The organism is Bradyrhizobium sp. DOA9, from assembly GCF_000617845.2.
Lineage (GTDB): Bacteria > Pseudomonadota > Alphaproteobacteria > Rhizobiales > Xanthobacteraceae > Bradyrhizobium.
On sequence record NZ_DF820425.1, the window covers coordinates 263,184 to 286,381 of the forward strand.

General features: G+C 65.8%; 20 protein-coding genes. 6 read left to right on the plus strand and 14 right to left on the minus strand.

What is annotated here, in order from left to right:
- Positions 1 to 22 precede the first annotated feature (22 nt).
- Positions 23 to 388, plus strand: coding sequence for a hypothetical protein (locus BDOA9_RS01135; RefSeq protein WP_025032110.1), 366 nt, complete (start codon positions 23 to 25; stop codon positions 386 to 388).
- Here BDOA9_RS01135 and BDOA9_RS01140 read toward each other — a convergent pair.
- The 6 genes from BDOA9_RS01140 to BDOA9_RS01165 all read right to left on the minus strand — a co-directional run bounded on the left by BDOA9_RS01140 (position 385) and on the right by BDOA9_RS01165 (position 7,265).
- Complete coding sequence (locus BDOA9_RS01140) at positions 385 to 1,545, minus strand: SCO family protein (protein ID WP_025032111.1); 1,161 nt, start codon at positions 1,543 to 1,545, stop codon at positions 385 to 387. The two genes, BDOA9_RS01135 and BDOA9_RS01140, sit on opposite strands and share 4 nt — an antisense overlap.
- A gap of 1 nt (position 1,546) precedes the next feature.
- Entirely contained in the window at positions 1,547 to 2,209 is a 663-nt protein-coding gene (locus BDOA9_RS38685) for a hypothetical protein (protein ID WP_192859534.1), read from the minus strand.
- 224 nt (positions 2,210 to 2,433) lie between these two features.
- Positions 2,434 to 3,663: a tyrosinase family protein gene (locus BDOA9_RS01150; RefSeq protein WP_025032113.1), complete on the minus strand. Its 1,230-nt coding sequence runs from the start codon at positions 3,661 to 3,663 to the stop codon at positions 2,434 to 2,436.
- 193 nt (positions 3,664 to 3,856) lie between these two features.
- Complete coding sequence (poxB, locus tag BDOA9_RS01155) at positions 3,857 to 5,593, minus strand: ubiquinone-dependent pyruvate dehydrogenase (RefSeq protein ID WP_025032114.1); 1,737 nt, start codon at positions 5,591 to 5,593, stop codon at positions 3,857 to 3,859.
- A gap of 110 nt (positions 5,594 to 5,703) precedes the next feature.
- Positions 5,704 to 6,336 (minus strand): 2-dehydro-3-deoxy-6-phosphogalactonate aldolase, encoded by a 633-nt coding sequence (locus tag BDOA9_RS01160; RefSeq protein ID WP_025032115.1) that lies wholly within the window; start codon positions 6,334 to 6,336, stop codon positions 5,704 to 5,706.
- Between the two features lie 14 nt (positions 6,337 to 6,350).
- Positions 6,351 to 7,265 (minus strand): 2-dehydro-3-deoxygalactonokinase, encoded by a 915-nt coding sequence (locus tag BDOA9_RS01165; RefSeq protein WP_025032116.1) that lies wholly within the window; start codon positions 7,263 to 7,265, stop codon positions 6,351 to 6,353.
- A gap of 234 nt (positions 7,266 to 7,499) precedes the next feature.
- Between BDOA9_RS01165 and BDOA9_RS01170 the strand changes: the two genes are divergently transcribed.
- Together BDOA9_RS01170 and BDOA9_RS01175 are read left to right on the plus strand one after the other, a co-directional pair.
- The gene (locus BDOA9_RS01170; RefSeq protein ID WP_025032117.1) at positions 7,500 to 8,597 is read left to right on the plus strand and encodes an LLM class flavin-dependent oxidoreductase; all 1,098 of its coding nucleotides are present in this window, start codon (positions 7,500 to 7,502) and stop codon (positions 8,595 to 8,597) included.
- A gap of 58 nt (positions 8,598 to 8,655) precedes the next feature.
- Complete coding sequence (locus BDOA9_RS01175; protein WP_025032118.1) at positions 8,656 to 9,210, plus strand: flavin reductase family protein; 555 nt, start codon at positions 8,656 to 8,658, stop codon at positions 9,208 to 9,210.
- Between the two features lie 157 nt (positions 9,211 to 9,367).
- Here the strand turns inward: BDOA9_RS01175 and BDOA9_RS01180 are convergent, their stop codons facing one another.
- The 5 genes from BDOA9_RS01180 to BDOA9_RS01200 form a co-directional block, all read right to left on the minus strand.
- A complete protein-coding gene (locus BDOA9_RS01180; protein WP_025032119.1) occupies positions 9,368 to 11,218 on the minus strand; it encodes a sigma-54-dependent Fis family transcriptional regulator in 1,851 nt (616 codons plus the stop codon).
- Positions 11,219 to 11,314: 96 nt separating this feature from the next.
- Positions 11,315 to 14,620 (minus strand): acetyl-CoA carboxylase family protein, encoded by a 3,306-nt coding sequence (locus BDOA9_RS01185; protein ID WP_025032120.1) that lies wholly within the window; start codon positions 14,618 to 14,620, stop codon positions 11,315 to 11,317.
- 12 nt (positions 14,621 to 14,632) lie between these two features.
- Positions 14,633 to 16,354, minus strand: a complete 1,722-nt coding sequence (locus BDOA9_RS01190; RefSeq protein ID WP_025032121.1) for an AMP-binding protein — start codon at positions 16,352 to 16,354, stop codon at positions 14,633 to 14,635.
- Positions 16,355 to 16,502: 148 nt separating this feature from the next.
- Positions 16,503 to 17,174, minus strand: coding sequence for an aspartate/glutamate racemase family protein (locus tag BDOA9_RS01195; RefSeq protein ID WP_025032122.1), 672 nt, complete (start codon positions 17,172 to 17,174; stop codon positions 16,503 to 16,505).
- 12 nt (positions 17,175 to 17,186) lie between these two features.
- Positions 17,187 to 18,869 (minus strand): methyl-accepting chemotaxis protein, encoded by a 1,683-nt coding sequence (locus BDOA9_RS01200; protein ID WP_025032123.1) that lies wholly within the window; start codon positions 18,867 to 18,869, stop codon positions 17,187 to 17,189.
- Positions 18,870 to 19,167: 298 nt separating this feature from the next.
- Here BDOA9_RS01200 and BDOA9_RS01205 point away from each other — a divergent pair, with 298 nt between their 5' ends.
- Positions 19,168 to 19,668 (plus strand): hypothetical protein, encoded by a 501-nt coding sequence (locus tag BDOA9_RS01205; RefSeq protein WP_025032124.1) that lies wholly within the window; start codon positions 19,168 to 19,170, stop codon positions 19,666 to 19,668.
- A 14-nt stretch (positions 19,669 to 19,682) separates the two neighbouring features.
- A complete protein-coding gene (locus tag BDOA9_RS01210; protein WP_025032125.1) occupies positions 19,683 to 20,153 on the plus strand; it encodes a hypothetical protein in 471 nt (156 codons plus the stop codon).
- A 3-nt stretch (positions 20,154 to 20,156) separates the two neighbouring features.
- Here the strand turns inward: BDOA9_RS01210 and BDOA9_RS01215 are convergent, their stop codons facing one another.
- Positions 20,157 to 20,756 carry a TetR/AcrR family transcriptional regulator gene (locus BDOA9_RS01215; protein WP_025032126.1) on the minus strand — a complete coding sequence of 200 codons (600 nt, stop codon included), beginning with the start codon at positions 20,754 to 20,756 and terminating at the stop codon, positions 20,157 to 20,159.
- 158 nt (positions 20,757 to 20,914) lie between these two features.
- Between BDOA9_RS01215 and BDOA9_RS01220 the strand changes: the two genes are divergently transcribed.
- The gene (locus BDOA9_RS01220) at positions 20,915 to 21,292 is read left to right on the plus strand and encodes a tautomerase family protein (protein WP_025032127.1); all 378 of its coding nucleotides are present in this window, start codon (positions 20,915 to 20,917) and stop codon (positions 21,290 to 21,292) included.
- 37 nt (positions 21,293 to 21,329) lie between these two features.
- On the opposite strand, the gene BDOA9_RS01225 is transcribed toward BDOA9_RS01220, so the two are convergent.
- Together BDOA9_RS01225 and BDOA9_RS01230 are read right to left on the minus strand one after the other, a co-directional pair.
- Positions 21,330 to 22,190 (minus strand): urea carboxylase-associated family protein, encoded by an 861-nt coding sequence (locus BDOA9_RS01225; protein ID WP_025032128.1) that lies wholly within the window; start codon positions 22,188 to 22,190, stop codon positions 21,330 to 21,332.
- A 76-nt stretch (positions 22,191 to 22,266) separates the two neighbouring features.
- Complete coding sequence (locus BDOA9_RS01230; protein ID WP_025032129.1) at positions 22,267 to 23,196, minus strand: CobW family GTP-binding protein; 930 nt, start codon at positions 23,194 to 23,196, stop codon at positions 22,267 to 22,269.
- Positions 23,197 to 23,198: the final 2 nt, after the last annotated feature.

The window sequence follows — 23,198 nt, forward strand, 5'->3', positions numbered from 1 at the left end:
CGCCTTCGCGAGAGGAAATGGATTGCGGCATCCGCTCGACATCGTCGCCATGTTCGCCGCACTCTGGCTGCTGGCGTCGATGGTGCTCGACGCGCTGACGCCGAAGGAGCTCACGGCGATCATGATCGGCGTCGCGATCGGCCCCGCCATCGTCGTCACCGCCGTGTTCTATTACCTGCGCTGCCCGCGAACGGATTTTGCGGTGATGTTCGCAGCGCTGTGGCTGATCTCGGACATCGCCATCGCCCTCATCTCGCCGAAGCAGCTGCCGCATTTCCTGATCGCGCTCGGCTTCGTGCCGGCGCTGCTGATCGGCATCGTGCTGCACTGGCGACGCTTCCAGCGCCGAGAGCAGCGGCTGCCTGCGCCTTCGCCGAAGCGTGGCTAGCGCGGTTCGAAACCATTCAGCGTCTCGACGGCGCGAGCCACGATCTGCTCCTCATCCCATTGAAGACGTTCGAAGCACACCGCGATCCGTCCTGTGGGATCAAGAATGAAGAGCTCGATACGGTGACGGTTCACGAGCGCTTCACCAAAATTGACACCAAGCTCGAAATACGAGCGCAACGCGTCATTCCCCTCGACGGCCCGTAGCATCCGATGATCCTCATCCGTGCGCACGGCACGGTCCTGGCCATACACCCGCAAGCGTTCGGCCCGATCGAACTCCGGATCATACGTGATCGCAGCCGTCCGGATCCGTCCTGCGAGACCCCGCGCGCCAAGCAATGCCTGGATGCGCGCCAGCTTCGTGACGGTGAGCGAGCACTTCATCGGATTGTCGCAGCGGGTATAGAAAAAGACCACGATCGCAGGCTTGCCTCCGAAGAACTCAAGGAACCTCAGCGACTTCCCGTCTTGATCTTGCATCAGGACGAAATTGATCGAGCTGGGCTCCCGGCTTTCCGTCGCTCCCCTGATCGAGACGCTTCCGGCCGCTGGCAAGCCACCGCAGCATGAAGGAATGGCGCGGTCGGGCTCTCGGATGGCCTGCAGGGTCCGGTCGAGATCGAGCCGCAACTTCCGTGACAGACCGTGCTCCGCGCGCCAGCTCTCGAGCTGGGGTTGAACCGCTAGCGCGTTCGGACCGAGCCAGGCCAGGGCGGCCAGCAATTCCGATACCGCGCTGGTCCCGGTGGATGAGGTCGCATACTCGCCGTACCTCTCGAACGAAACCGGCTCGTCGTGGAATCGAATCCGGTCGAGCGCCCGCGCGACAAAGGGCGCAAAGGCCTCGTTCGGCTTCGGATAGCAACGCAATGCGCGCGCCGCGGCGGCGATCAGGTAGGCATCGATGCCCGTATCCAGCTCTTCGAGCACGAAGATCAGTGCCTGATCCGACAGTCCGATCCGCGCCAGGGCAAGCAGAATCCAACCTCGCATCTGGACGACCGTCGCTGTCCCTCGCCCGGCGTAGACAGGATGCTCTTCGCGCAGGAGGTCCGTGAGTTCCGCACCACCGACCGGATCGGCAGAGAGCATGCCGACCAGATCGGCAAATCGGTCCTCGGACATCACGCTCGTTGCGTCGCCGGAAGCGGGCATTCTACCGATCGTATTTGCTGAGGAAACGGCGCGCGGACTGCCTGTATTTCGCGGGCGTCTTGGACGAGTTGAAGCGAGTGACGCTCAGCATCAGGGCCTTGTCCTTGGCCAACTTGGCGTCATCGCCGAATTGCTCCAGCGCGGTCAAGCTGGTGGCCTTGATATCCGAATAGTCCGATTTGTCCTTCAGGATCTTGAGTGCCTGCTGCTGCAGCTTTTGGGGATTCAGCGAGTGCAATGCAGAGGCTGCGATCTGCCGATTTTCACGCAACTCCTTCTTGTCGCGGAGCACCTTCTCGAACATCGGCGCCGACTTGACGTCTGCCGCCAGCAGACGCAATGCCTCACGCTTCGCGTCCTGGTTCGGCGGCTTCTTCACGATCGCGCGCGCCACCGAATACGCTCCGGCATGAGCGTCGTTGCCGAGAAGCTGAAGCGCTTTCTCCGGCGGAAGCAGCGCCTTGGCGGGATTCTTCAGGCCGTCCAGGAGCTTCTTTTGCGCAAATCCATCCTTGTTGCGCATGAGAATGCCGAGCGAACGCCGCCGTAGCTGCTCATGAGAATCGGTCGAGACCTCGCGTAAGGCCGCAATGTAGTCCGCACTGACGGATTCGAAATTGGGGACGCTAAAAGCCGCCGCACCGAGCGATTGCAGCGCAGCCATCCGTACCTCGATGAGCTTGCCGGTATCGCACAAGACCTTCAATAGACGCTGAACATCGTCAGTGCTCTCTGCAACCTGGACAGGGGCCGGGCCGGAGGTGCTTCGCTTCCTCGTCGAGACCTTCTTCCTTGCTGCCTTCTTTTTCGCTGCCTTCTTTTTCGTTGCCTTCTTCTTTGCGACCTTCCGCTTCGCTGCCATCATCTCATCTCCCCGCGCAAGGCGCGCTAGATCTGGACATCATCATAGCCGAATCCCATGTTGGCTGCGGCATTGATAGCGCCGGGATAGTCGATGCAGTCCTTGACACGCGGCTGCAGCCCCGGCGCCGCGACGCAGGGGGATGCGGCCAACGTCCCGCCCGGCGCATCCGGCGGACGCGTAGGGTCCGCGGGGCTGGTGATGCCATTCCACGGCCACATCGTATCATTCAGCTTGTGGCCTGGCCGACTGGTTGGTCTCTCGTCGAACGACGCCGCCGTCGCTGGATCGAAGCGCCCGTTCTGGCGCTGCCACTTTGCCCACAGCCGATCGACGTTGCAGTGAAGCAGGAAAAACAGCGGGTCCTTCGCCGCGGTCGTGGGATCTTGAATGGAACCGCCAAAGCTGGTGTGTGCAAGGCCGTGCGGATCTCCTTCCATGCCCCTGAACGTGCGAAACTGACTGCCCAGCGCCAGCGTTTGCGCTTCTTTCATTGGATTTGGCGGAGCCTGCGACGTGGGAAAGTCCGGCGTGCGGTGGATTCCGGGAGTGCCATCCGTCACCCAGAACTCCAGCGGATTGCCATTGCGGAATTTCACGGTGCCATTTGCGTCGGACTCGCCCAGGAAATCGCGTGTGAACAGGTTCGGAGCGGGCTGGTCGAAGCGCCAATAAGGTAGCGCCACACTTGGGTCGATCGCCTGAAGCTCGCGCTCGAGGTCGAGCAGATAGGCGCGATGCCATGGCAGGAATCCGGGCGCGGCATGCGCCTGCCGATAGCCGGACGCCTTGTGCATGTTATTGAAATCCGCGAAGCGACCGAGGCCCTGATTGTTGAGCTTTGCAAACGCCGCAATGAACCGATCGCGCTCGCCGTTCGTCAGCTTATTGGCATTCTTGCGGATGCGCACCATCAGCTGGGAAGATCCGACGAGCGTGCTTCCCACGCGTGCCTCGATCTTCACGTCTCCGGGCTTCGTGCTCGGCTGGCCAAATCTCCCGGCAACGAAAAACGGGACCGTCGTGCCGTTCGTCGGGACCGTCAGGGTCAGGCTGCTCGCCAACGCTCCGGTCATACCGCTGCGAAATCCGACTGCACCGCCATTTGCCGCCGATACAGCGGCGATCCTGACGCTCACGGTCGACGCGCTGGCGCCAGAGGGGTCAGTCACGCGAATCCGGCACGGCGACGGTACCCATGTCACGAACCGCGCCTCTGGAGCTGTGCTGTTGTTGATCTGCAGTTCGACGTTCATTAATGCGCCCTCCCCGCAACTGGACGGCCCAAACGACATTTTCTACGAGCAATGATCCACAATACAATCAGATCGTGCAGATGGCAAGGATCATCGACCCCGACCGAATGCCCTCCGGCCGGTGGTGAGTTGTTGGCTCTGATGGCGTCGCGTCGCGTTCGGAGGGAAGCCCGGATGCGCCTGCGCTCCGCGCCTACCGCGGCAAGAGATTCGTCTTGGCGAGGTCCAGCACCTCGTCGCCGCGCCCGCTCATCACCGCGCGCAGCACCCAGAGGCTGAAGCCCTTGACCTGCTCGGCCGTGATGGTCGGCGGCATCGACAGCTCCTGCTTGGCGGTGACGACGTCGAGCAGCGCCGGCCCATCGTGCGCCAGCATCTCCTTCATCGCGCCCGGAAGCTCGCCGGGATCCTCGACGCGCCTTGCAAAGATGCCCATCGCGCGCGCCATCGCGGCGAAGTCGGGGTTCTTCAGGTCGACATTGGTGTCGACGAAGCCCGCCGCCTTCATCTCCAGCGCGACGAAGCCGAGCACGCCATTGTTGAAGACGACCACCTTCACCGGCAGCTTCTCCTGCGTCAGCGTGATCAGATCGCCCATCAGCATGGTGAAGCCGCCGTCGCCGGAGAGCGAGATCACCTGGCGCCGGGGCTGGGCCGCCTGCGCGCCGATCGCCTGCGGCATGGCGTTGGCCATCGAGCCGTGCACGAAGGAGCCGATCAGCCGGCGGCGGCCGTTCATCTCGAGATAGCGCGCCGCCCACACCGTCGGGGTGCCGACATCGGCGGTGAAGACGGCATCGTCGGAGGCATGGTCGCTGATGACTTTTGCCAAATATTGCGGGTGGATCGGCTTGCTGCCCGGCGTGCCCTTGGCGAGCGAGTCCAGGCCCTCGCGCGCCTTCTTGTAGTGCGCGACGGCGTCGTCGAGATGCTTGCGCTGCGTCTTTGCCTTCAGCAGCGGCAGCAGCGCCTCGATGGTCAGCTTGACGTCGCCGACGAGACCGAGATCGATCCTGCAGCGCCGTCCGAGATTCTCCGGACGGATGTCGATCTGCGCGACCTTGGCATCATCAGGGAAGAACTGCTTGTAGGGAAAGTCGGTGCCGAGCATCACCAGCGCGTCGCAGGCATGCATCGCGGCGTAGCCCGAGGAGAAGCCGATGAAGCCGGTCATGCCGACGTCATAGGCGTTGTCGTATTCGACGTGCTCCTTGCCGCCGAGCGCGTGCACGATCGGGCTCTTCAAGGTCTCGGCGAGCTGCATCAAAGGCGCATGCGCGCCGGCGCAGCCGCGGCCGCAGAACAGTGTGATGCGCTCGGCGCCGTTGAGGAGATCGGCCAGCGCCTGCAGCTCGTCCGCCTGCGGCACGACCTTCGGCGGAGCCAGCGCAAGACCGCGCGTCGTCGACAGCGCGCGCTTTGGAGGATTGCGGAACGCGACATCGCCGGGCATGGCGACGACGGCAACGCCGCGCAGGCCCACCGCCGCGCGGATCGCGTTCTCCAGCACGTAAGGCAGCTGGCTCGGGTCCGACACCAGCTCGCAATAATGGCTGCATTCGCGGAACAGGTTTTGCGGATGCGTCTCCTGGAAATAGCCGCCGCCGATCTCGGCGGTCGGGATCTGCGCCGCGATCGCCAGCACGGGAACGCGGCTGCGATGCGCATCGAACAGGCCGTTGATCAGGTGCAGATTGCCGGGGCCGCAGGAGCCCGCGCACACGGCAAGGCTGCCGGTCATCTCGGCTTCGCCGGCCGCAGCGAAGGCCGCGACCTCCTCGTGGCGGACATGGATCCATTCGATCGTGCCGCGGCGGCGCAGCGCCTCCGTGAGCGCGTTCAGACTGTCGCCGACGATGCCGTAGATGCGCTTGACGCCGGCCTGTTCGAGCGTTGCCACGAACAGATCGGCCACGTTGTTGATCGCCATGTCGGTCTCCTGCTGCGCCGGTCACACACTACACGATGCATAGACGTCAGCATCGCGGCAATATGAGACACAATAGGCGATGAGGAGTTCACGGCTTGTTTATGAGCGCGTCAGTCTTTCGCAATCGCCCGATCGTAGGCCGCGATCGTCACCTTGGCGCGCGTGGCGACGTCGGCGGCCGTCATGCCGGACTTGTAGAGGCTGGAGCCGAGCCCGAAGGCGGTGACGCCGCCCTTGATGTATTCGGCAAAGTTCTGCTCTGAGACGCCGCCGACCGCGGCGATCATCACGCCTGCCGGCAGCACGGCTTTGATCGCGGCGATGCCGGAGGCGCCGAGCACGCTCGCCGGAAAGAACTTCAGGCTGGACGCGCCGGATCGCGCCGCCAGCAGCGCCTCGGTCGGAGAGAAGACGCCGGGCATCGTCACCATGCCGTGCTGCTGCGCGCGCGCCAGCACCTCGGTGTCGACGTTGGGCGAGACCATGAGCCTGCCGCCGACGCCGTTGAGCCGATCGACGTCTGCCGTGGTCAGCACCGTGCCGGCGCCGATCAATACGCCTGACGGCGCCTGCCTCACCGCCATCCCGATCGAGCGGAACGGATCGGGCGAGTTCAGGGGGATCTCGATCGCGGTCATGCCGGCCTCGATCAGCACGCCGACGATCGCCTCGGTCTCCTCGGGCTTGATGCCGCGCAGGATCGCGACCAGCGGCCGCTGCATCGGCGGAAAGGGAACGCTCATCTCTCGCAGTCCTTCTACTTCGCCCAGATCGCGGCAGCCGCCATCGACAGGCCGCGGCGAACGGCTTCATCCGCATCGACCGGCTTGGCGGTCACCGACAACGCCTCGAAAGCGAGCCGATACAGCATTGCAAGCCGGCCCGCAGCAATCAGCTGGACGCCCGCTTGCAGCACGGAGCCGGAGAGCCCCGCCGCCAGCTCCACGCCGATCAACGTGCCCGACACCGTCTCGCGCGCCGCGGCCGGCGTGCCGCCGAACAGAAGCTGGCGCGACCGTGCCGTGAACAGCAGGTTGGCGGCGAAGGCCGGAGCGTCGAACGCGGCCTTCACGGCGGCCTTGAAGCTCGCAATGTCTTCGGCGTCATCGGCGCCGGCGATCGCGAGCGACAGGATGGTCTCGCGCGAGACAGCGCCGAACAGCTCGCCGGTCATGAAGGTGGAGAAGCGTTCGACCGTGCCGTCCTTCACGCGAACCCATTTCGAATGCGTGCCGGGCATGCAGACCAGCGCCTCGCCGGCGGCATCAAGGCCGAGCGCGCCGAGCAATTGCGTCTCCTCGGCGCGCATGACGTCGGGCGCGGCTGCATCGCGCTGGGCGATGCCCGGCAGGATGCGGATGTCGCGCGCCTCGCCCGGCACGCGCACCGCCTGTTTCAGGACGGCCGAGAGCCGTGCCGGCGTATCGACATAGCCGGCCTCGACCCAGCCCGTCTTGGCGCCCGCCATGCCGCAGACCAGAACCGGCAGATGATCCGGCGCGTCGACCGCGGCCAGATGCGCTTGCAGCACGGCGGGAAAGCCGGTCTTCGCCGCCGCCAACATGCCTTCGCCGCTGCGGCGCTCGGCCAGCACCCGGCCGGCGCGATCGACCAGCCAGAGCCGGAAGCTGCTGGTGCCCCAGTCGACCGCGACAAAAGCGGGTTCGGTCATGTCAGGTCTCGTCCTCGTCTCATGGCCAAGACGCCGTCTCGCGACAGATGAGACGATGTCCAGCAGGCCCCCGTCGAGATACCGGCTATTGCGCGGGCAAACCAGCCCTTTCTCTTCAATTCGCGGCTCAGCCGTGCTGGCACACCGCTTGCTCAAGGTTCATCACTCGACAAGGTTCGTCACTCAACTCCGTCAACGCGCGACAAGACGCGTCAACATCAGATGAGGAAACCCATGGAGATCGGCTATTTCACGATGCCTTCGCATCCGCCGGAGTGCGGCCTGAAGGAAGGGAACGACTGGGACCTGCAGGTCATGCGCTGGCTCGACGAGCTCGGCTACCAGGAAGCCTGGGTCGGCGAGCACCACACGGCACCCTGGGAACCCAATCCTACGCCGGACCTCTTGATCGCGCAGGCCTTGATGCAGACCAAGCGCTTGCGCATCGGGCCGGGCGGTTTCCTGTTGCCCTATCACCACCCGGCCGAACTCGCCAACCGCGTGGCCATGCTGGACCATCTCTCCGAGGGCCGGCTCAATTTCGGCGTGGCGGCGAGCGGGCTGCCGAGCGACTGGGCGATGTTCAACGTCGACGGCATGAGCGGACAGAACCGCGACATGACCCGCGAGGCGCTCGAGATCATCCTGAAGCTGTGGTCCGATCCCGCGCCGTTCACCTACAAGGGCAAGTTCTGGACGGTGACCAAGCCGGACACGATGTTCGACTTCCTCAAGCCCCACATCAAGCCGCTGCAGGCGCCGCATCCGCCGATCGGCGTTGCCGGGCTGTCGAAGAACTCGGACACGCTGAAGCTCGCAGGCGAGCGCGGCTTCATCCCGATGAGCCTCAACCTCAACCCGGCCTATGTCTCCAGCCATTGGGACTCCGTCGAGATCGGCGCGGCCAAGACCGGGCGCAAGCCGAACCGGCAGGACTGGCGGCTGGTGCGCGAGGTGTTCGTCGCCGACACCGACGAGGAGGCGTGGCGGCTCTCGACCGGCGACATGATGGGCCGGATGATGAGCGAGTACTTCCTGCCGCTGCTCGGCCATTTCGGCTTCAAGGATTATCTGAAGCATGCCCCTGACGTGCCCGACAGCGACGTCACGGTGGAATATTGCGCCAAGCGGAACTGGATCGTCGGCTCGCCCGCGACGGTCGCCGAGAAGATCGAGAAGATCTACGAGGAGGTCGGCGGCTTCGGCGTGCTGCTCGTTTTCGGCTTCGACTACAAGCACAAGGCGGAAGCCTGGCACCACTCGCTCTCGCTGCTGAAGAACGAGGTGATGCCGCGCCTTGCGCATCTCGGCTCCGCGAAGAAGGCAGCTTGACGCTCAGCGGGTGCGGCGCGATCGTGCCGCACCCGCTTCTATTGTCGGAGATTTCCGCGTGACGGTCGACTCGAAGGATTTCAAGCAGGCGATGCGTCAATGCGCCGGCGCGGTGGCGTTGGTCACGGTGGGCGCCGAGCACGGCAAGCGCACGGGGCTGACGGTGACCTCGGCCTGCTCGTTGTCGGACAAGCCGCCCTCGCTGATCGTCTGTGTCAACCGCAACGCCAGCGCCCACGCGCGAATCCGCGAGGAAGGCGCGTTTGCCATCAACTTCCTGCATGAGGATCACGCGCTGCTCGCCCTCACCTTCAGCGGCCAGAAGGGCGTCAACGGCGACGATCGCTTCGCCTTCGGGCAATGGACCCGTGGCGTGACCGGCGCGCCGGTGCTGGCGGATGCGGTGGCCGCGTTCGACTGCGTGCTGGCCCAGGAGTTCGAGACCACGACGCATTCGATCTTCGTCGGCGAAGTCCGCGGGGCGTCGCATTCGGCTGCGGCCACGCCGCTGGTATACCTGCGCAGCAACTTCCACACGCCGCGAGAACTTCGCGAGACGGTCGCGATCGGCGATCTCGACGCACGGCATCTGAGCTGGACGGATTTTTCGTAAGGTTCTCGCCGCGAATACAATATCGTAGGGCGGGCAAAGCGAAGCGTGCCCCACGTCCTGCCTATTGGTGAGACGACGTGGGCACGGCGCAAGTGCGCCTTTGCCCACCCTACAATTCCGGATTCGCGGAGAGCCCTCTCACCCGTCTCGCCAGACGCTACTGCGCCGTCTCGATCTTCAGCTGCTTGATCTTGCGATACAGCGTGGCGCGGCTGAGCTTCAGTGCGCGTGCGGCTTCCGTCACGCGGCCACCGTGCTTGTGCAAGGCCTCGACGATCGTCGCACGCTCGGCTGCTTCGAGATCAGGCTCCGTCCGTCCACCAAACGGCGGCAGATCGAGATCGGCAGCGGTGATGACGCCGTCTTCCGCCGTGCAGCCGGCGAGCCGCAGCACGTGGCGAAGCTGGCGCATGTTGCCGGGGAACGGATAGGCCGCGAGCTGCAACCAAGCCTCCTCAGAGAGCCGGCAACTCGGTGCCTCCTCGCGTGCGATCTGGCGGATGATGTCGTCGCGGTCGGCGCGCTCGCGCAAGGCCGGCAGGTGCACCTCCATGCCGCGCAGGCGGAAATAGAGATCGGCGCGGAAGGCGCCCGCTTCCGCCATACGGCCGAGATCGCGATGGGTGGCGCTGATCAGGCGGATGTCCACGGCGACAGGCTTGAGCGCGCCGAGCGGCCAGACCTCGCGGTTCTCCAGAACGCGCAGCAGGCGCGTCTGCAGGCCGATCGGCATGTCGCCGATCTCGTCGAGGAACAGCGTGCCGCCGTCGGCCTGGACGATCAGGCCCTTCGAGCCCTCGCGCCGCGCGCCGGTGAAGGCGCCGGCCTCGTAGCCGAACAGCTCGGCGTCGATCAGGCTCTCCGGCATTGCGGCGCAATTGAGCGCGACATAAGTGTTGCGCGCGCGGTTGCTCGCACCGTGAATGGCCCGCGCGAACACGTCCTTGCCGACGCCGGTCTCGCCATGCAGCAGCACCGGCAGGTTGTGGTCGCCGATGCTTCGGAGCCGCTTGACGCTTCGGATCAGGCCGGGGTCGCGGCCGGCGAGCCGATGCAACGCATCGAAGCGATCGACTTGCGCATCGCGGCGCGGCGCCTGCGATCTCGCACGCACGGGCGGGGCAACATGCCCCTGCCCCAGCGAACGGCCATCGCCATCGTGCAGCTCGACCATCTCGCCGGCGCCACGGGCGTGGTGATCGAACCTGACGTAGCGCGACAGGTCAATGCCGGAAGCGATCATGCCGTCGGTGAGGCCGAGCAGCGAACGCGCCGAGCGGCAGGCGCCGACGATGCGGCGGTCGTCGTCGTAAGCGACGAGGCCGCTGCCGCCGTCACCGGGCACGGTGGCGATCCAGGCATTGCGGAAATACCCGCGGAAGATCGCACCCTCCATCCGCCGCGTCGCCTCCATCGTCACCGCCAGCGCAAGTTGATGCGCGGCGCGCTCCAGGTCTTCGCGGCAGGAGGTGATGTTGACGGCACCGGCGAGCCGGCCGGCCTGATCGAACAGCGGCGCCACGGCGCAGGAAAACATGTGCCACTGGGCGCGAAAATGCTCGTCGCGGTGCACCAGGATCGGCTTCTGCTCGGCCAGCGCGGTGCCGAGCCCATTGGTGCCCTCGCAAGCCTCGGCGAAGTTCGAGCCGGTGTAGATCTTCCAGTCCAGAAACATCCTTGCATCGGCTTCGCCCGGCAGGCGGCTGAACAGCATGGTCGCGCCAGCATCGGCGAGATTGACGCAATAGCCGGCGTCGCGCAGCACACGGGCGAGATCGTCGAGCTCGGGCGTGACGAGCCGGATCGTCTCCTCCATCGGCTCGGCGACATTGCGGATCTCGGCTTCGGTGAGCGTCTGCGGCGGGCCCTGGCGGGCGGGATCGAGCTTGTGATTGACGAGGCAGCGCCGCCAGGAATTGGCAATCCGCGAGGAGGCATCGACGTCGGCCACATGATTGGCGACGGACAAGACTCGGGCGACATGGTTCGAGGCCGAAAGGCTGGCCATCGCGGACGTCTCCACCCTGTATTATTGTGCAAAGTCTGGCACCGCAGGCGGGGATGTCAATCGGGAACCGGGAATGTAGCTATTGCTGCACCGCCCTCACCACGTGTCGATGCACGGCCGCTTCTTCGCCCTCCTCGGCTCGGGCTTCGGCACGGTGCGCAAGCCCGCCATGATCCAGCGCCGCGTCTCGGCGGGATCGATGACGTTGTCGATCTCGAACACCGAGGCGATCGAGACGGCCTTGCCGTTGGCATAGAGCTCGGCGACCTTGTTGCGGTAATAGGTCTCGCGCTCCCCAGCGTCGGCGATCGCCTCCATCTCCTTGCGGAAGCCGAGGCGGACGTAGCCCTCCAGGCCCATGCCGCCGAACTCGCCGGTCGGCCAGGCCGCGGTGAAGAACGAGGCGTGGAAGCCGCCGCCGATCATCGACTGTGCGCCCAGGCCATAGCCCTTGCGCAGCACGATGCCGAATAGCGGCACGGTGAGGCTGGCGCCGGTCACGAACATGCGCGAGACGTGGCGCACGATGGCGGTCTTCTCCGCCTCGGGGCCGACCATGAAGCCCGGCGTGTCGCAGAGCGAGACAACAGGCAGATCGAAGGCGTCGCAGAGCTGGAGGAAACGCGCGGCCTTGTCGCCGGCGTCGGCATCGATGGCGCCGCCGAGATGGCGCGGGTTGTTGGCGATCAGGCCAAACGGCTTGCCCTCGATGCGGATCAGCGCGGTGATCATGCCGACGCCGTACTCGCGGCGCAGCTCCAGCACTGAATCCTTGTCGGCGACGAGATCGATCACGCTGCGGATGTCGTAGACGCGCAGGCGGTTCTCGGGAATGGCGCGGCGGAGCAGGCGCTGGTCGGCCGCCTCCCACTGCGTCACCGCGCCCTGGAAATAAGACAGGTATTTCTGCGCGACAGATGTCGCCTCTTCTTCGTCCTCGACCAGGATGTCGACGACCCCGTTCGGCGACTGGAATGAGACAGGGCCGACCTCGGCCGGGTGATAGACACCGAGGCCGCCGCCCTCGATCATGGCAGGACCGCCCATCCCGATCGAAGCGTTCTTGGTGGCGATGATGACATCGCAGCAGCCGAGCATCGCGGCGTTGCCGGCGAAGCAATAGCCGGAAACGACGCCGACGACAGGCACGAGGCCCGAGAGCCGCGCGAACTGCACGAAGGACGGGCCGTCGAGGCCGGTCATGCCGAGCCGGTCGGTGTCGCCGGGCCGGCCGCCGCCGCCTTCGGCATAGAACACCAGCGGCACGCGCCAGTCTTCCGCGAGGCTCAGCATGCGGTCGATCTTCTTGTGGTTCATGTGGCCCTGCGTGCCCGCGAGCACGGTGTAGTCATAGGCGACGACGATGCAGCGCGCCCCTTCCGGCCCGAACTTCCCGGCGTTGACCGTGGCGACGCCCATGACGAGGCCATCGGCCGGCGTGTTCTTGATGAGATCGTCGAGCTTGCGCCGGCGGCGCTGCGCCGCAATCGCGAGGCTGCCGTACTCCATGAACGAGCCGTCGTCGACCAGCTGGGCGACGTTCTCGCGTGCGGTGCGCTGGTTGGTGTTGCGGCGGCGCTCGACCGCAGCGGGGCGGTTCTCGTCGCGCGTGTTGGCCTGGCGGGCGATCAGCTCGGCGAGATCGGGGCGGATATGGTCGAGATCGATGTCGGCTTCCGCTGTCGTGCTGTCTGCGGCGACGTCGAGCGGCTCGAGATAGAGGATCGGCTCGCCATGCAGCAGCGTGACGCCGTCACCGGCGACGAGCTTTGTCACCCGGCCGCCCTGCTCGGCCATGACCAGATGTTCCATCTTCATGGACTCGATCACGGCCAGCTGCTGGCCGGGGCGGACGATCTCGCCTTCCTTCACCTGGATGGTGACGATGGTTCCTTGCAGCGGTGCTGCGACCATCACCGTGCCTTCAGGCACGATCTGCGCGACGAGCGTCTCCGCGCTGTGGCCACCGCTGCGCTCGGCTGCCGCGAAATAGAGCGGCTTGGCGGCGCCATCCGATGCTTCCACGAGCTTTCCGATGTTGCGGTCGATGAAATCGGTCGCGATCCGGTTGGTCCTGAAATCGGGATGTGCGAGCACCGCCTGGAGGAAGGCAATGTTGGTGACGACGCCGTCGATCCGGAACTCGCGCAAGCTGCGCGAGGCTTTCGCGACCACGTCATGCCAGGCCTCGCTCGGCGAGTGCACGATCACCTTGGCCAGCAGCGAGTCGAAGGCGGCGCTGGTCTTGTAGCCCGCATAGCCAAAGCTGTCGACGCGGACGCCGGGGCCCGACGGCGGCTCGAAAACGGCGAGCACGCCGCCGGTCGGATGCGTGGCGCCCGACATGTCCAGCGTCTCCATGTTGACGCGAAGCTGCATGGCATAGCCGCGCGGCTTCGGGATCGAGCCCTGCGCAAGGCCGAGGGAGGCCAGCGTGCTGCCCGCGGCGACAGCGAGCTGGGCGCGGACGAGGTCGACGCCGAGCACCTCCTCGGTCGCGGTATGCTCGACCTGGAGCCGCGGGTTGGCCTCGATGAAGGCGAAGCTGTCCTCGGCGGTGCCGTCGACCAGGAACTCGAACGTGCCGAGATTGTCGTAGGACGCCGCACCCGCCAGCTGCCTGGCCGCCTCGATGATGCGGCCGCGCAAGGCATCACTCAAGGACGGGCTCGGCGCAACCTCGATCAGCTTCTGGTGCCGGCGCTGGATGGTGCATTCGCGTTCCCAGAGATGGGAGATCGCACCATAGCGGTCGCCGATGATCTGGACCTCGATGTGGCGCGCTTGCCGGATCAGCCGCTCGGCATAGACGCCGTCGAAGCCGAACGCCGCCTTGGCCTCGGACTGGCAGCGCGCATAGGCTTCCGCAAGTTCGGACGCATTCTCCACCACCCGCATGCCGCGGCCGCCGCCGCCGCCCATCGCCTTGATCACGATCGCAGCATTGCTGCCGAGCGAAGCAAAGAACGCAGTGATCTCCTCCAGCGAGGACGGCCCGCTTGTGCCGGCAATGATCGGCACGCCGCAGCGTTTCGCCAGCTGACGCGCGGCAACCTTGTCGCCGAACAGCTCGAGCGCTGCCGGTTTGGGCCCGACGAAGGTCATTCCGGCATCGGCACAGGCCTTCGCGAAGGCCGCGTTCTCGCTGAGGAAGCCATAGCCGGGATGCACGGCATCGCACGCCGTGCTCTTCGCCGCTTTCACCACGGCCTCGATGTCGAGATAGGCCCGCGCGCCGCGGCCGGGGATCTCGATCGCCTCGTCCGCAACGCGCACGTGCAGCGACAACGCATCGTCCGCGGGATGGAGCGCGACCGTCGCGATGCCGGCATCTGCCGCCGCGCGTGCGATGCGGATGGCGATCTCGCCGCGATTGGCGATCAGGAGTTTTTTGAACGACATCATATCTCTCAACTAGACGGCAGCAGGCCGGTTTGGATCGAGGTCCTGCTTCTTCACCTTTCCCGTCGCCGTCAGCGGCAGGGCTTCGATAATGCGCACTTCCGGAACCTTGTAGATGGCCATGCGCTCGGCGCACCAGGCGCGCAGCTCCTGTTCCGAGACCGTGCCGATCGCTTCCGGCTTGAGCTGGATGTAGGCGACCGGCACCTGGCCCTTGTCCGGATCGTCACGGCCGACCACGCCCGAGCCGAGCACCTTCGGGTGCTGCCCCAGCAGCGCCTCGATCTCCGGCGGAAACACGCTCATGCCCTTGACCTTCAGCATCTCCTTGCGCCGGCCGAGGAAGTGCAGGAAGCCGTCCTTGTCGATGGTGCCGATATCTCCGGTGCGCAACCAGCCGTCGACCAGCGATTCCGCCGTCGCCTCCGGCTTGTTCCAATAGCTCTTGAGCAGCGACGGCGTACGCACGCGGATCTCGCCTTCGGCTCCGAGCGGCAGCAGGGCGCCGGTCTCGAAATCGGTGATCTTGAACTCGGCACCGGGCACCGGCAGGCCGACGAAGATCGGCTGGCTGTCGAGGTCGAAATCGTCGTCCTGGAAACCGGCCGTAAACGTGTTCGAGGTGTGCGTCTCGGTCATGCCCCAGGCCGCCTCCATCAGGATCGTGCCGGTGAGGTCCTTCCAGCGCCTGCGATAGCCGGCGTTGAGCTTCTTGACGAAGGAGACCACGCGCACCTCTTTCAGCGACGACAGGTCGAACTCGCTCCAGCGCGGATGGTCCATCATCTCGACGGCGCAATCGACCGGCATCACCGTGATCGTGACCTTGTATTTGTCGATCGCGGCCATTGCACCGACGGCGTCCCAGCGGGCCAGTAACACCAGCGTCCCTCCGGCGAACAGCGGGAAGATCAGGCCGGCGTTTTCGCCGGCGATCCAGAACTCCGGAAAGAATGACAGGGAGACGCTGCTCTCATCTGATTGCATCGAGATGCCGTAATTGGCGGCGGCCGTGTAGACCATGTCGCGATGGGTATGCACGCAGCCCTTGGGCATGCCGGTGGTGCCGCCAGTGTAGTTGAGCGCGGCGACATCATCGAGGTGAGGCGGCGACAGCGGGGTCGGTGCGGGCAGTGCCGCAAGCGCCGGCAGCAGATCAGTTGCGCCGGGGACCGCAACGCGCGGCGCACGGATCGAGTCCGGTGCCGGAAAAGCAGGCGTCGCCGGCACGACATCGGCAAAGCTGGTGACGATGATCTCGCGTAGCCGCACCTCGCCGCGGACCTGATCAACGATGGGCATGAGCTGGTCGAGCGCCACGATCAATTCGGCCTGGGTGTCGTTGAGCTCGTAGGACAATTCGAATGCGCGCGACAGCGGGCTGACTGGCACGTGGACGGCGCCGAGCTTCAGGATGCCGAAGAACACGATGTGGAATTGCGGGCAGTTCGGCAGGAACACCGCGACGCGATCGCCCTTGCGCACGCCCTTCGCGTGCAGCAGCGCCGCAAAGCGATCGCTATGCCGATCGAGATCGGCATAAGTGGTCACATGGCCGTAGAAGATCACCGCGGGCCGCTCCGGACTCCGCTTCGCCCAGGCGCGCAGATATTCCGTCAGGGGAACTTCGCCATGCAGATAGTTCGGCGAGCGCGGCCGACCCTTCGGCCAGGCCTTGTGCCACAGGCCGCGCAAGGTGGCGAGGTAGTCCTTCTCGTCGAGGCCCGTGTTCATGACGCTCTTCCCGTGCTGCTTTTCTTTTTCGGGACGGCACGCGCGTGCCGTCGGTCGACGTCGTTACACGTCGAGCACGGCAGAGTTCATGTCAAGGAAAACAGTTTTCCGCAGCACGGCCGATGCCGCGGCGCGGAAAAATCAGAGGTTACGCCGCAACGAGACGCATGATCCGCCGCACGGCCGACGGGATCGGCGCGATGACCGGCACGGCGAACATCGGCTGAAGCTCGCGCGCCGCTTCGCCCAGCGGCCCACCGCCGATGATGACCGCTTCCGCCCCGTCCTGCGCGATGCAGGCCTCGACTGCGCCGGCGAGCGCTGCGCGCAGCTGCGCCGGATCGCGCATCAGCTGTTGCGGATCGCCGTCGGCAAAGCGCGTGCCGGTGTAGCTCGCGCGCAAGCCCAGCATAACAGACAATGCATCGATCTTCGCTTTCAGCAATGGCGTCGTGGTCGCCACGCCGAACCGGCGACCATTCCCGGCGGCTTCCAACATCGCGGATTCGCCGATGCCGACGGCAGGCAGCTTCATCGCCGCCTTGATCCCGGCGAGACCGGGATCGCCGAATGCCGACACGATGACGCCGTCGCACGCGCCGCCTCGCAGACGCGCGATCTCCTCGACCTCCGATGCAGCCGCCTCCAATGCATCTGCCGAGACGATCATCGTGGGCGCTCGCATTGCCGTGGCGCCGACGATGTCGAAACCATCGGCGGCAGCGGACCGGGCAATCGCCACCATCCTCGCGGTGGTCGCCTCATTGCTGTTCGGATTGATCAGGAGGATGCGCGCGCGCCGATCGGAGTTTTGGCCCATCCTCCCGCTATACTAGGCCGCGCGCACGCCCGCAACGAAGGCGCTGACTTCGTCTTCGAGCGATTGCAGCTTGTGCGTGAGACGGCCGCTCGATTGCAGCACGCGGCCGGCGGCCTGGCCGGTCTCGGCGGTCGCATCGGTGACGCCGGAGATGTTGTGCGAGACCTGGTCGGTGCCGGAGGCCGCCTCCTGCACGCTGTGGGCGATCGCCTTGGTCGCGGCGCCCTGCTCCTCGACCGCGGCGGCGATCGACGAGGAGATCTCGTTGACCTCCATGATGGTGGCGCGGATGCTCTCGATGTTGCCGACGACCTGATTGGTCTCCGCCTGGATCGCGGTGATCTGCGCGCCGATCTCGTCGGTCGCCTTCGCGGTCTGGCTCGCCAGCGACTTCACCTCGCTCGCGACCACCGCAAAGCCCTTGCCGGCCTCGCCCGCGCGCGCCGCCTCGATGGTGGCGTTGAGCGCGAGCAGATTGGTCTGCGAGGCGATCTGGTTGATGAGGTCGATGACCTCGCCGATCTTGTGCGCGGCGGCGGCGAGGCCCTGCACGGTGTCGTTGGTGCGCTGGCCGTCCGCGGCGGCCTTGTCGGCCACTGTCGCGGCCTGTGCCACGCGCTGGCTGATCTCGGCGATCGAAGCCGACAGCTGGCCGGCGGCGGAGGCCACCGTCTGCACGTTGCTCGAGGCCTGCTGGCACGCGGTGGCGACGAAGCTCGCACGATCGCTCGCCTTGTTCGCGGTTTCCGACATGCCCTGCGCGGCCTGCTGCATCGCGCGCGCCTCGTCGAAGACGTCGCGGACGACGGCCTGCACGCTCGCCTCGAACTTGCCGGCGAGATCGGCCATGGTCTTGCGCTTCTCGTCGTCGGCCCTCTGCTTCAGCTCCTGCTGCTCTGCATGCATCCGGCTCATCGCCGATGCATTGTCCTTGAATACGGCGAGCGCCTTGGCGAGGCCGCCGACCTCGTCGCGGCGGCCGGCGTAAGGCACGTCGAAGGCGCTGTCGCCGGCGGCAAGGCGCTCGGTCAGCGCGGTGATCCGGGCCAGCGGCCGGGTGACGCTGCGGCCGATCAGGAACGAGGCCCCGAGCACCGCGACCAGCACCGCGAGACAAATATAGGCGAAGGTCATCGCGTTCTGGCGGAAGGCGGCGTCGACGTCGTCGAGATAGATGCCGGTGCCGATGATCCAGCCCCAGGGCGCAAAGCCCTTCACATAGGAGATTTTCCCGACCGGCTGGTCGAAGCCGGGCTTCGGCCAGAGATAGCCGTAGAAGCCCGCGCCGTGCTTGGTGACGACGTCGACGAAGCCCATGAACAGCGCATTGCCGGCGGGATCCTTCATCCCGGAGAGATCCTTGCCGTCGAGCTCGGGCTTGATCGGATGCATGACCATCTTGGGGGTCATGTCATTGATCCAGAAATACTCGACCTTGTCGTAGCGCAGGCTCTTGATCTCGGCCATCGCGCCGGCCTGGGCCTGCTCGCGCGAGAGCTTTCCTTCGCTCTCGAGCTTCTGGTAATGCGCCAGGATGCCGTAGCCGATATCGACCATGTGCTGCGTCTTGGCCTGGCGGTCGGCGACCATCTGTGTGCGGAGGGTCGACAGCGCGACCGGCGCCAGCGCGATCATGCCGACGAGGCTGATGCCGACAATCAGGACCAGCTTGAAACTGATGCGGGAGAAAATCATCGGTGCTCACAGGATTTGGAAGGGCTGATATTACCATTCTATCCCGGGTCCCCTTAGCGAAGCTTTAAGCATTCGGGTTCCCGCATCCCCGGAATCGTCCGGGGGGAGGGCGGGCGCGGCCCTGCTGCTCATGGCTGCGAGGCGAGCGATCGACTGCATCCGAGATACGAATTCTTCCAATCTGGAACACCTCGACATCGCCCCTTCGCGCGTTGACTTGGAGAGCTCTCTGGCAGAACGATCGCGCTGATCATCCACGCCGGGGCTGGCGTGAGCGCAGCCAGAGGCCAGAGGCACAATGCATCGATCGACAGACACCAGGCCCCTCGACCTTCCTGCGCTGAGCGCAGCGGAGCGGCTCCTCATCTGGGGATTTCGGGCGAAGGCGCGCAGCGGAAGCGCCGTCCCGACCGCGGCCGACATCCAGCAGGTGTACGACCATTTTCGCGTCGGCGATGCCGTGCTGTCGCTGGAATCCATGATCGAGATCTTTGCCTGCACAGCGCATACCGCGATCGAGGTGCACTGCCCCACCTGTCCGCGCATATCCGACAGCGAGGGCGGAATCTTGCGCGCGATTGCCGCGGCCCAGCAGGACCGCGTCGATGTGGCGCGCGAGCAGTTCGAGCGCTGGCTGCCGCCGATCGGCGCCGATTGGGCGCTCGCGCCGGTTCGGGGTCTTGCAACGATCTTCCGCATCGCCGGCCTCATCCTGCCCGACCGGCACGCGCCGTCTGTCGCGCATGACCGGATGATGGCGATGAAGAGCTGGTTCGTCGGCAGCGCGACGTTGCATTGAGGAGATCGTCCACGATGCAGGCCATTTGCGATTCTGCGCCGAAGCCGGACGCGAGCGAGCCGTTGCTCTGTCCGCTTCAAGCCGCGGTTGCGACCCGGCCGAGCATCGACAGCTACGATGATTTTTCCCGCCTCGCGCTGGCACTGTTCCGCTTCATCGGAGCGGCCTATGCGACCGGAGCCTCCGATTGTTGGGAAGCGGCCTATCGCTTTGCCGAGGAAGCGCCCGGCATTGCGGACAGTCCGCTGCTGGTCGCGCGGGCCGCGGCCCTCGTCCGGATCCTGCGCAGCGGCCGGCCCTGCGAGCTGTGCTTCATGCCGCCGTCCTGCAGGCGGCTTTCCAGGGACGAGGCGGAATTGATGCGCCTGCTGGCGGTCGCACGGCGCAGGCAGCCGGGCGAGCTCGGGTCCATCGTTGGCCAGTTCGTCGGCTCCGGCAAGGAGGACGCGGCGACACGGGCGGTCAACGCGCTCGCGCTGTGCTGACGCCTATCCGCCCTTCCTGCCGAGCAGGAGATCGATCGTGTGCGCGGCGATCTTGCGCAATTGTGGCTCGTCCCCGAAGGCACGCTCGAGCACGGCGAGGCCGCGCGTCACGGTGACGATGTGCAGCGCCGCAGCCGCAGGATTGCCGTTGAACTCGCCCCGGGCCGCGGCGGCCGCCAGCGTGTCCTGAAGCAGTGCGGTGATGCGCGAAATCAGGTTCGCAAAAGCCTGGCGCGCGTTGTCGTCGAGCCCCTCGCCTTCGGCGGCGCCGAGCTCCATGAGCCCGCGCGTCGTCGGACAGCCGCGCGGCGGCGTGCCCGAGCGGAAACTCGTGATGGTCAGATCGAAGAACGCGGTTAGGCGCTTGCGCAAGGATCCAACCCCGAGCGCCTTTTGCAGTGCTGCGAGATAATCCCCGGCGTAGCGTTCATAGGCCTGCAGGAATAGCGCCTCCTTGCTGCCGAAGGCGTTGTAGAGACTCCCGCGCTGGACCGCCGCATCGCGCGCAATGTCGGACAGCGAGGTGCCGCGCACGCCATTGCGCCAGAATCGGTCGAACGCGATGCGCAGGACCTCGTCATGGTCGAATTCACGCGGTCTCAAGCTTGGCTCCGGAAAATATTTGACACGCCGTCAAGAACATGTTTTCTGGACATCGTGTCAAAAATTGATCGGGATTGATAGCCCGTTTTCCTTGATCGGCTGAGCCGGCGGCGCCTACATCGCCGTGCCGGTCGGGACCGCATGCAGAGGGACGAACGATGCCTCTCCTCCACATCTCGATGCGCGCCGGAAAGCCGGACGCCTACCGGCAGGCCATCCTCGACAGTCTCTTCCGCGCCATGCGCGAGGCGCTGAACGTGCCCGAAGGCGACGAGTTCATGACCATCAGCGAGCATGAGCCTGCGAACTTCAGGTGCGGCAATGCCTACGGCGTCACGCGCAGCGAGGACGCCGTTCTGATCCAGATCACGGTATTCGCCTCGCGCACCCCTGAGCAGAAGAAGGCGCTGTATCGCCGGATCGCGGAACTGCTCGGCGAGAGCCCGGGCATCCGGCCCGAGGACGTGTTCGTCAACGTGCTCGACGCGCCCAAGGAGAATTGGTCCGTCGGTCACGGCATCGCACAATTCGCCTGAAGCGCACGGCGACGGATTGCCGGTGGAGGACTGAGATTCAGCTTCCCGCATGCGCCCCGTGGTGACGGTGATAAGCGCTCGGCGAGGGCCAGGTCCAGCCCTTCAGGGCCGTCCGATCCGGCTCGAAGATTTCGACCTTGAGCGGATGGCATGCCGCGGCATCGCTGGAATGGGTTGCGCTGCAGTCTCCACCCGGACAGGCCGACAACGCGCCGAGCAGGTCGATCTCCGCGAAGAGCTCGATGAAGTCGCCGGGGCGGACCGGACTTGCCTTCATGAAATACTGGTGCGTATCCCCAGTGAAGCCGGTGCACATGAAGACGTTGAGCACGTCGTGGACATGATGCTCCACTGCGGCTGGATCCGCCTTCAATTCGGTTGCGAGCGCGCGGGACAGGTTGGAGTGGCAGCAAAAATCGTAAGCCGTGCCGTTCAGCAGGAGATTTGTATAGGGATCGCAGCGCGTGCCGATCACGTCGTGAATGCCGGCGCCGTCCGCATCGAACCCGTACCAGCCGAGCGTATCGTGACTGATGGTCGCCATCGGCCGAAGATAAGGCATGTTGCTCCAGAGCCGGTCGCCGGTGCCGACATGCGTGCCGTGGAGCGCCCGGGTCTTGCCGCTGAAGAAGCGCTCGGAGAGATCGTCCGCGTTCCAGAGATTGAGGTCGCCGACCTGAGGGCCTTCAATGTCGACGATGCGGAAGAACTGGCCGCGCGCCACGCGAAAGGCACGGGCATCGCGGGGCGGCACGATGAGCTCGTGGGTCTTGATCATCGCACGGCGGGCAGCTTCGAGCGTGGCCATATCGGGTGCGGGCATCGTCCCGGCCGGATAGACGATGGCCGGCTTGGCGGCGCGGCGCACGGCGGCATCGGGTGGGGTGATTGGGGACATTGTTTGGTCTCGGATCGACGCTGCAGGAGAAGAGACGGTGGCTGACGGCGGAAACGGCTGACCCTACCGCCTTGCCTCAGCCGGCCGCAACACACCCATCCATGATCCCGTCGAGCTCGGCCTTCGAGAGCACGCCAAGCTCGGCAATGAAGACGATCCGCGTCCGCGGCACGCCCGGCGGCGGCGTCTCGCCAGGCGCCAGCGTGGCGCGGCCGGCGGCGAACTGAAACACCATCATGCGGCCGGGCTGCTCGACCGTCTCGAACAGCCCTTTGGCGCGCGCCAGCTTCGGTGCAAGGCGGTTGATGGCCTGCTGCAGGCGCGGCAGCGAGACGGGCTTATCCGAGGTCCAGCTCAGCGTCTCGAAGCGCTCCTCCGCCGGCCGTTTCGGTCCCACCTCGCGCGGGGCCGGGGCGCGGTCGGCGCGGGCGGGAAACAGCAGCGCGGGCGGAATCTCGCCGTGGTGTGCGTCGACCACCACCGCGGGCACGCGCTGCGCGCGGATGGCTTCGCGCATCCGTGTCGCCGCGTCCACGTCCGCAAGGTCGAGCTTGCTCAGCGCCACGATATCGGCGACGCGCAGCTGCGAGCGCAGCAGCGCGTCGTCGAGAGCTGATGGCGGCGTCCCCGCATCGAGCACGCAAAGCACCGTCTCCAGTTGCGTCTCGCGCAGGATCACCGGGTCCATCAGGTTGCGCACGATGTCGGCGGGATCGGCGACCCCGCTGGTCTCGATGACGATATAGTCCGGCTTGGGATCACGCCGCAGCAGCGTCGAAAGCGTGCGGAGCAGATCACCCTCGAGCGAGCAGCAGATGCAGCCATTGGCAAGGCTGACCACACCGTCGCTCGCGCCCGCGATCAGCTCCGCATCGATGTTGATCGCGCCGAAATCGTTGACGACGGCCGCGATGCGTCTGCCGTCCGCATGCGCCAGCAGATGGTTGACGACCGTGGTCTTGCCGGCCCCGAGAAAACCCGTCACCAGGAGAACCGGGACCGGCATGG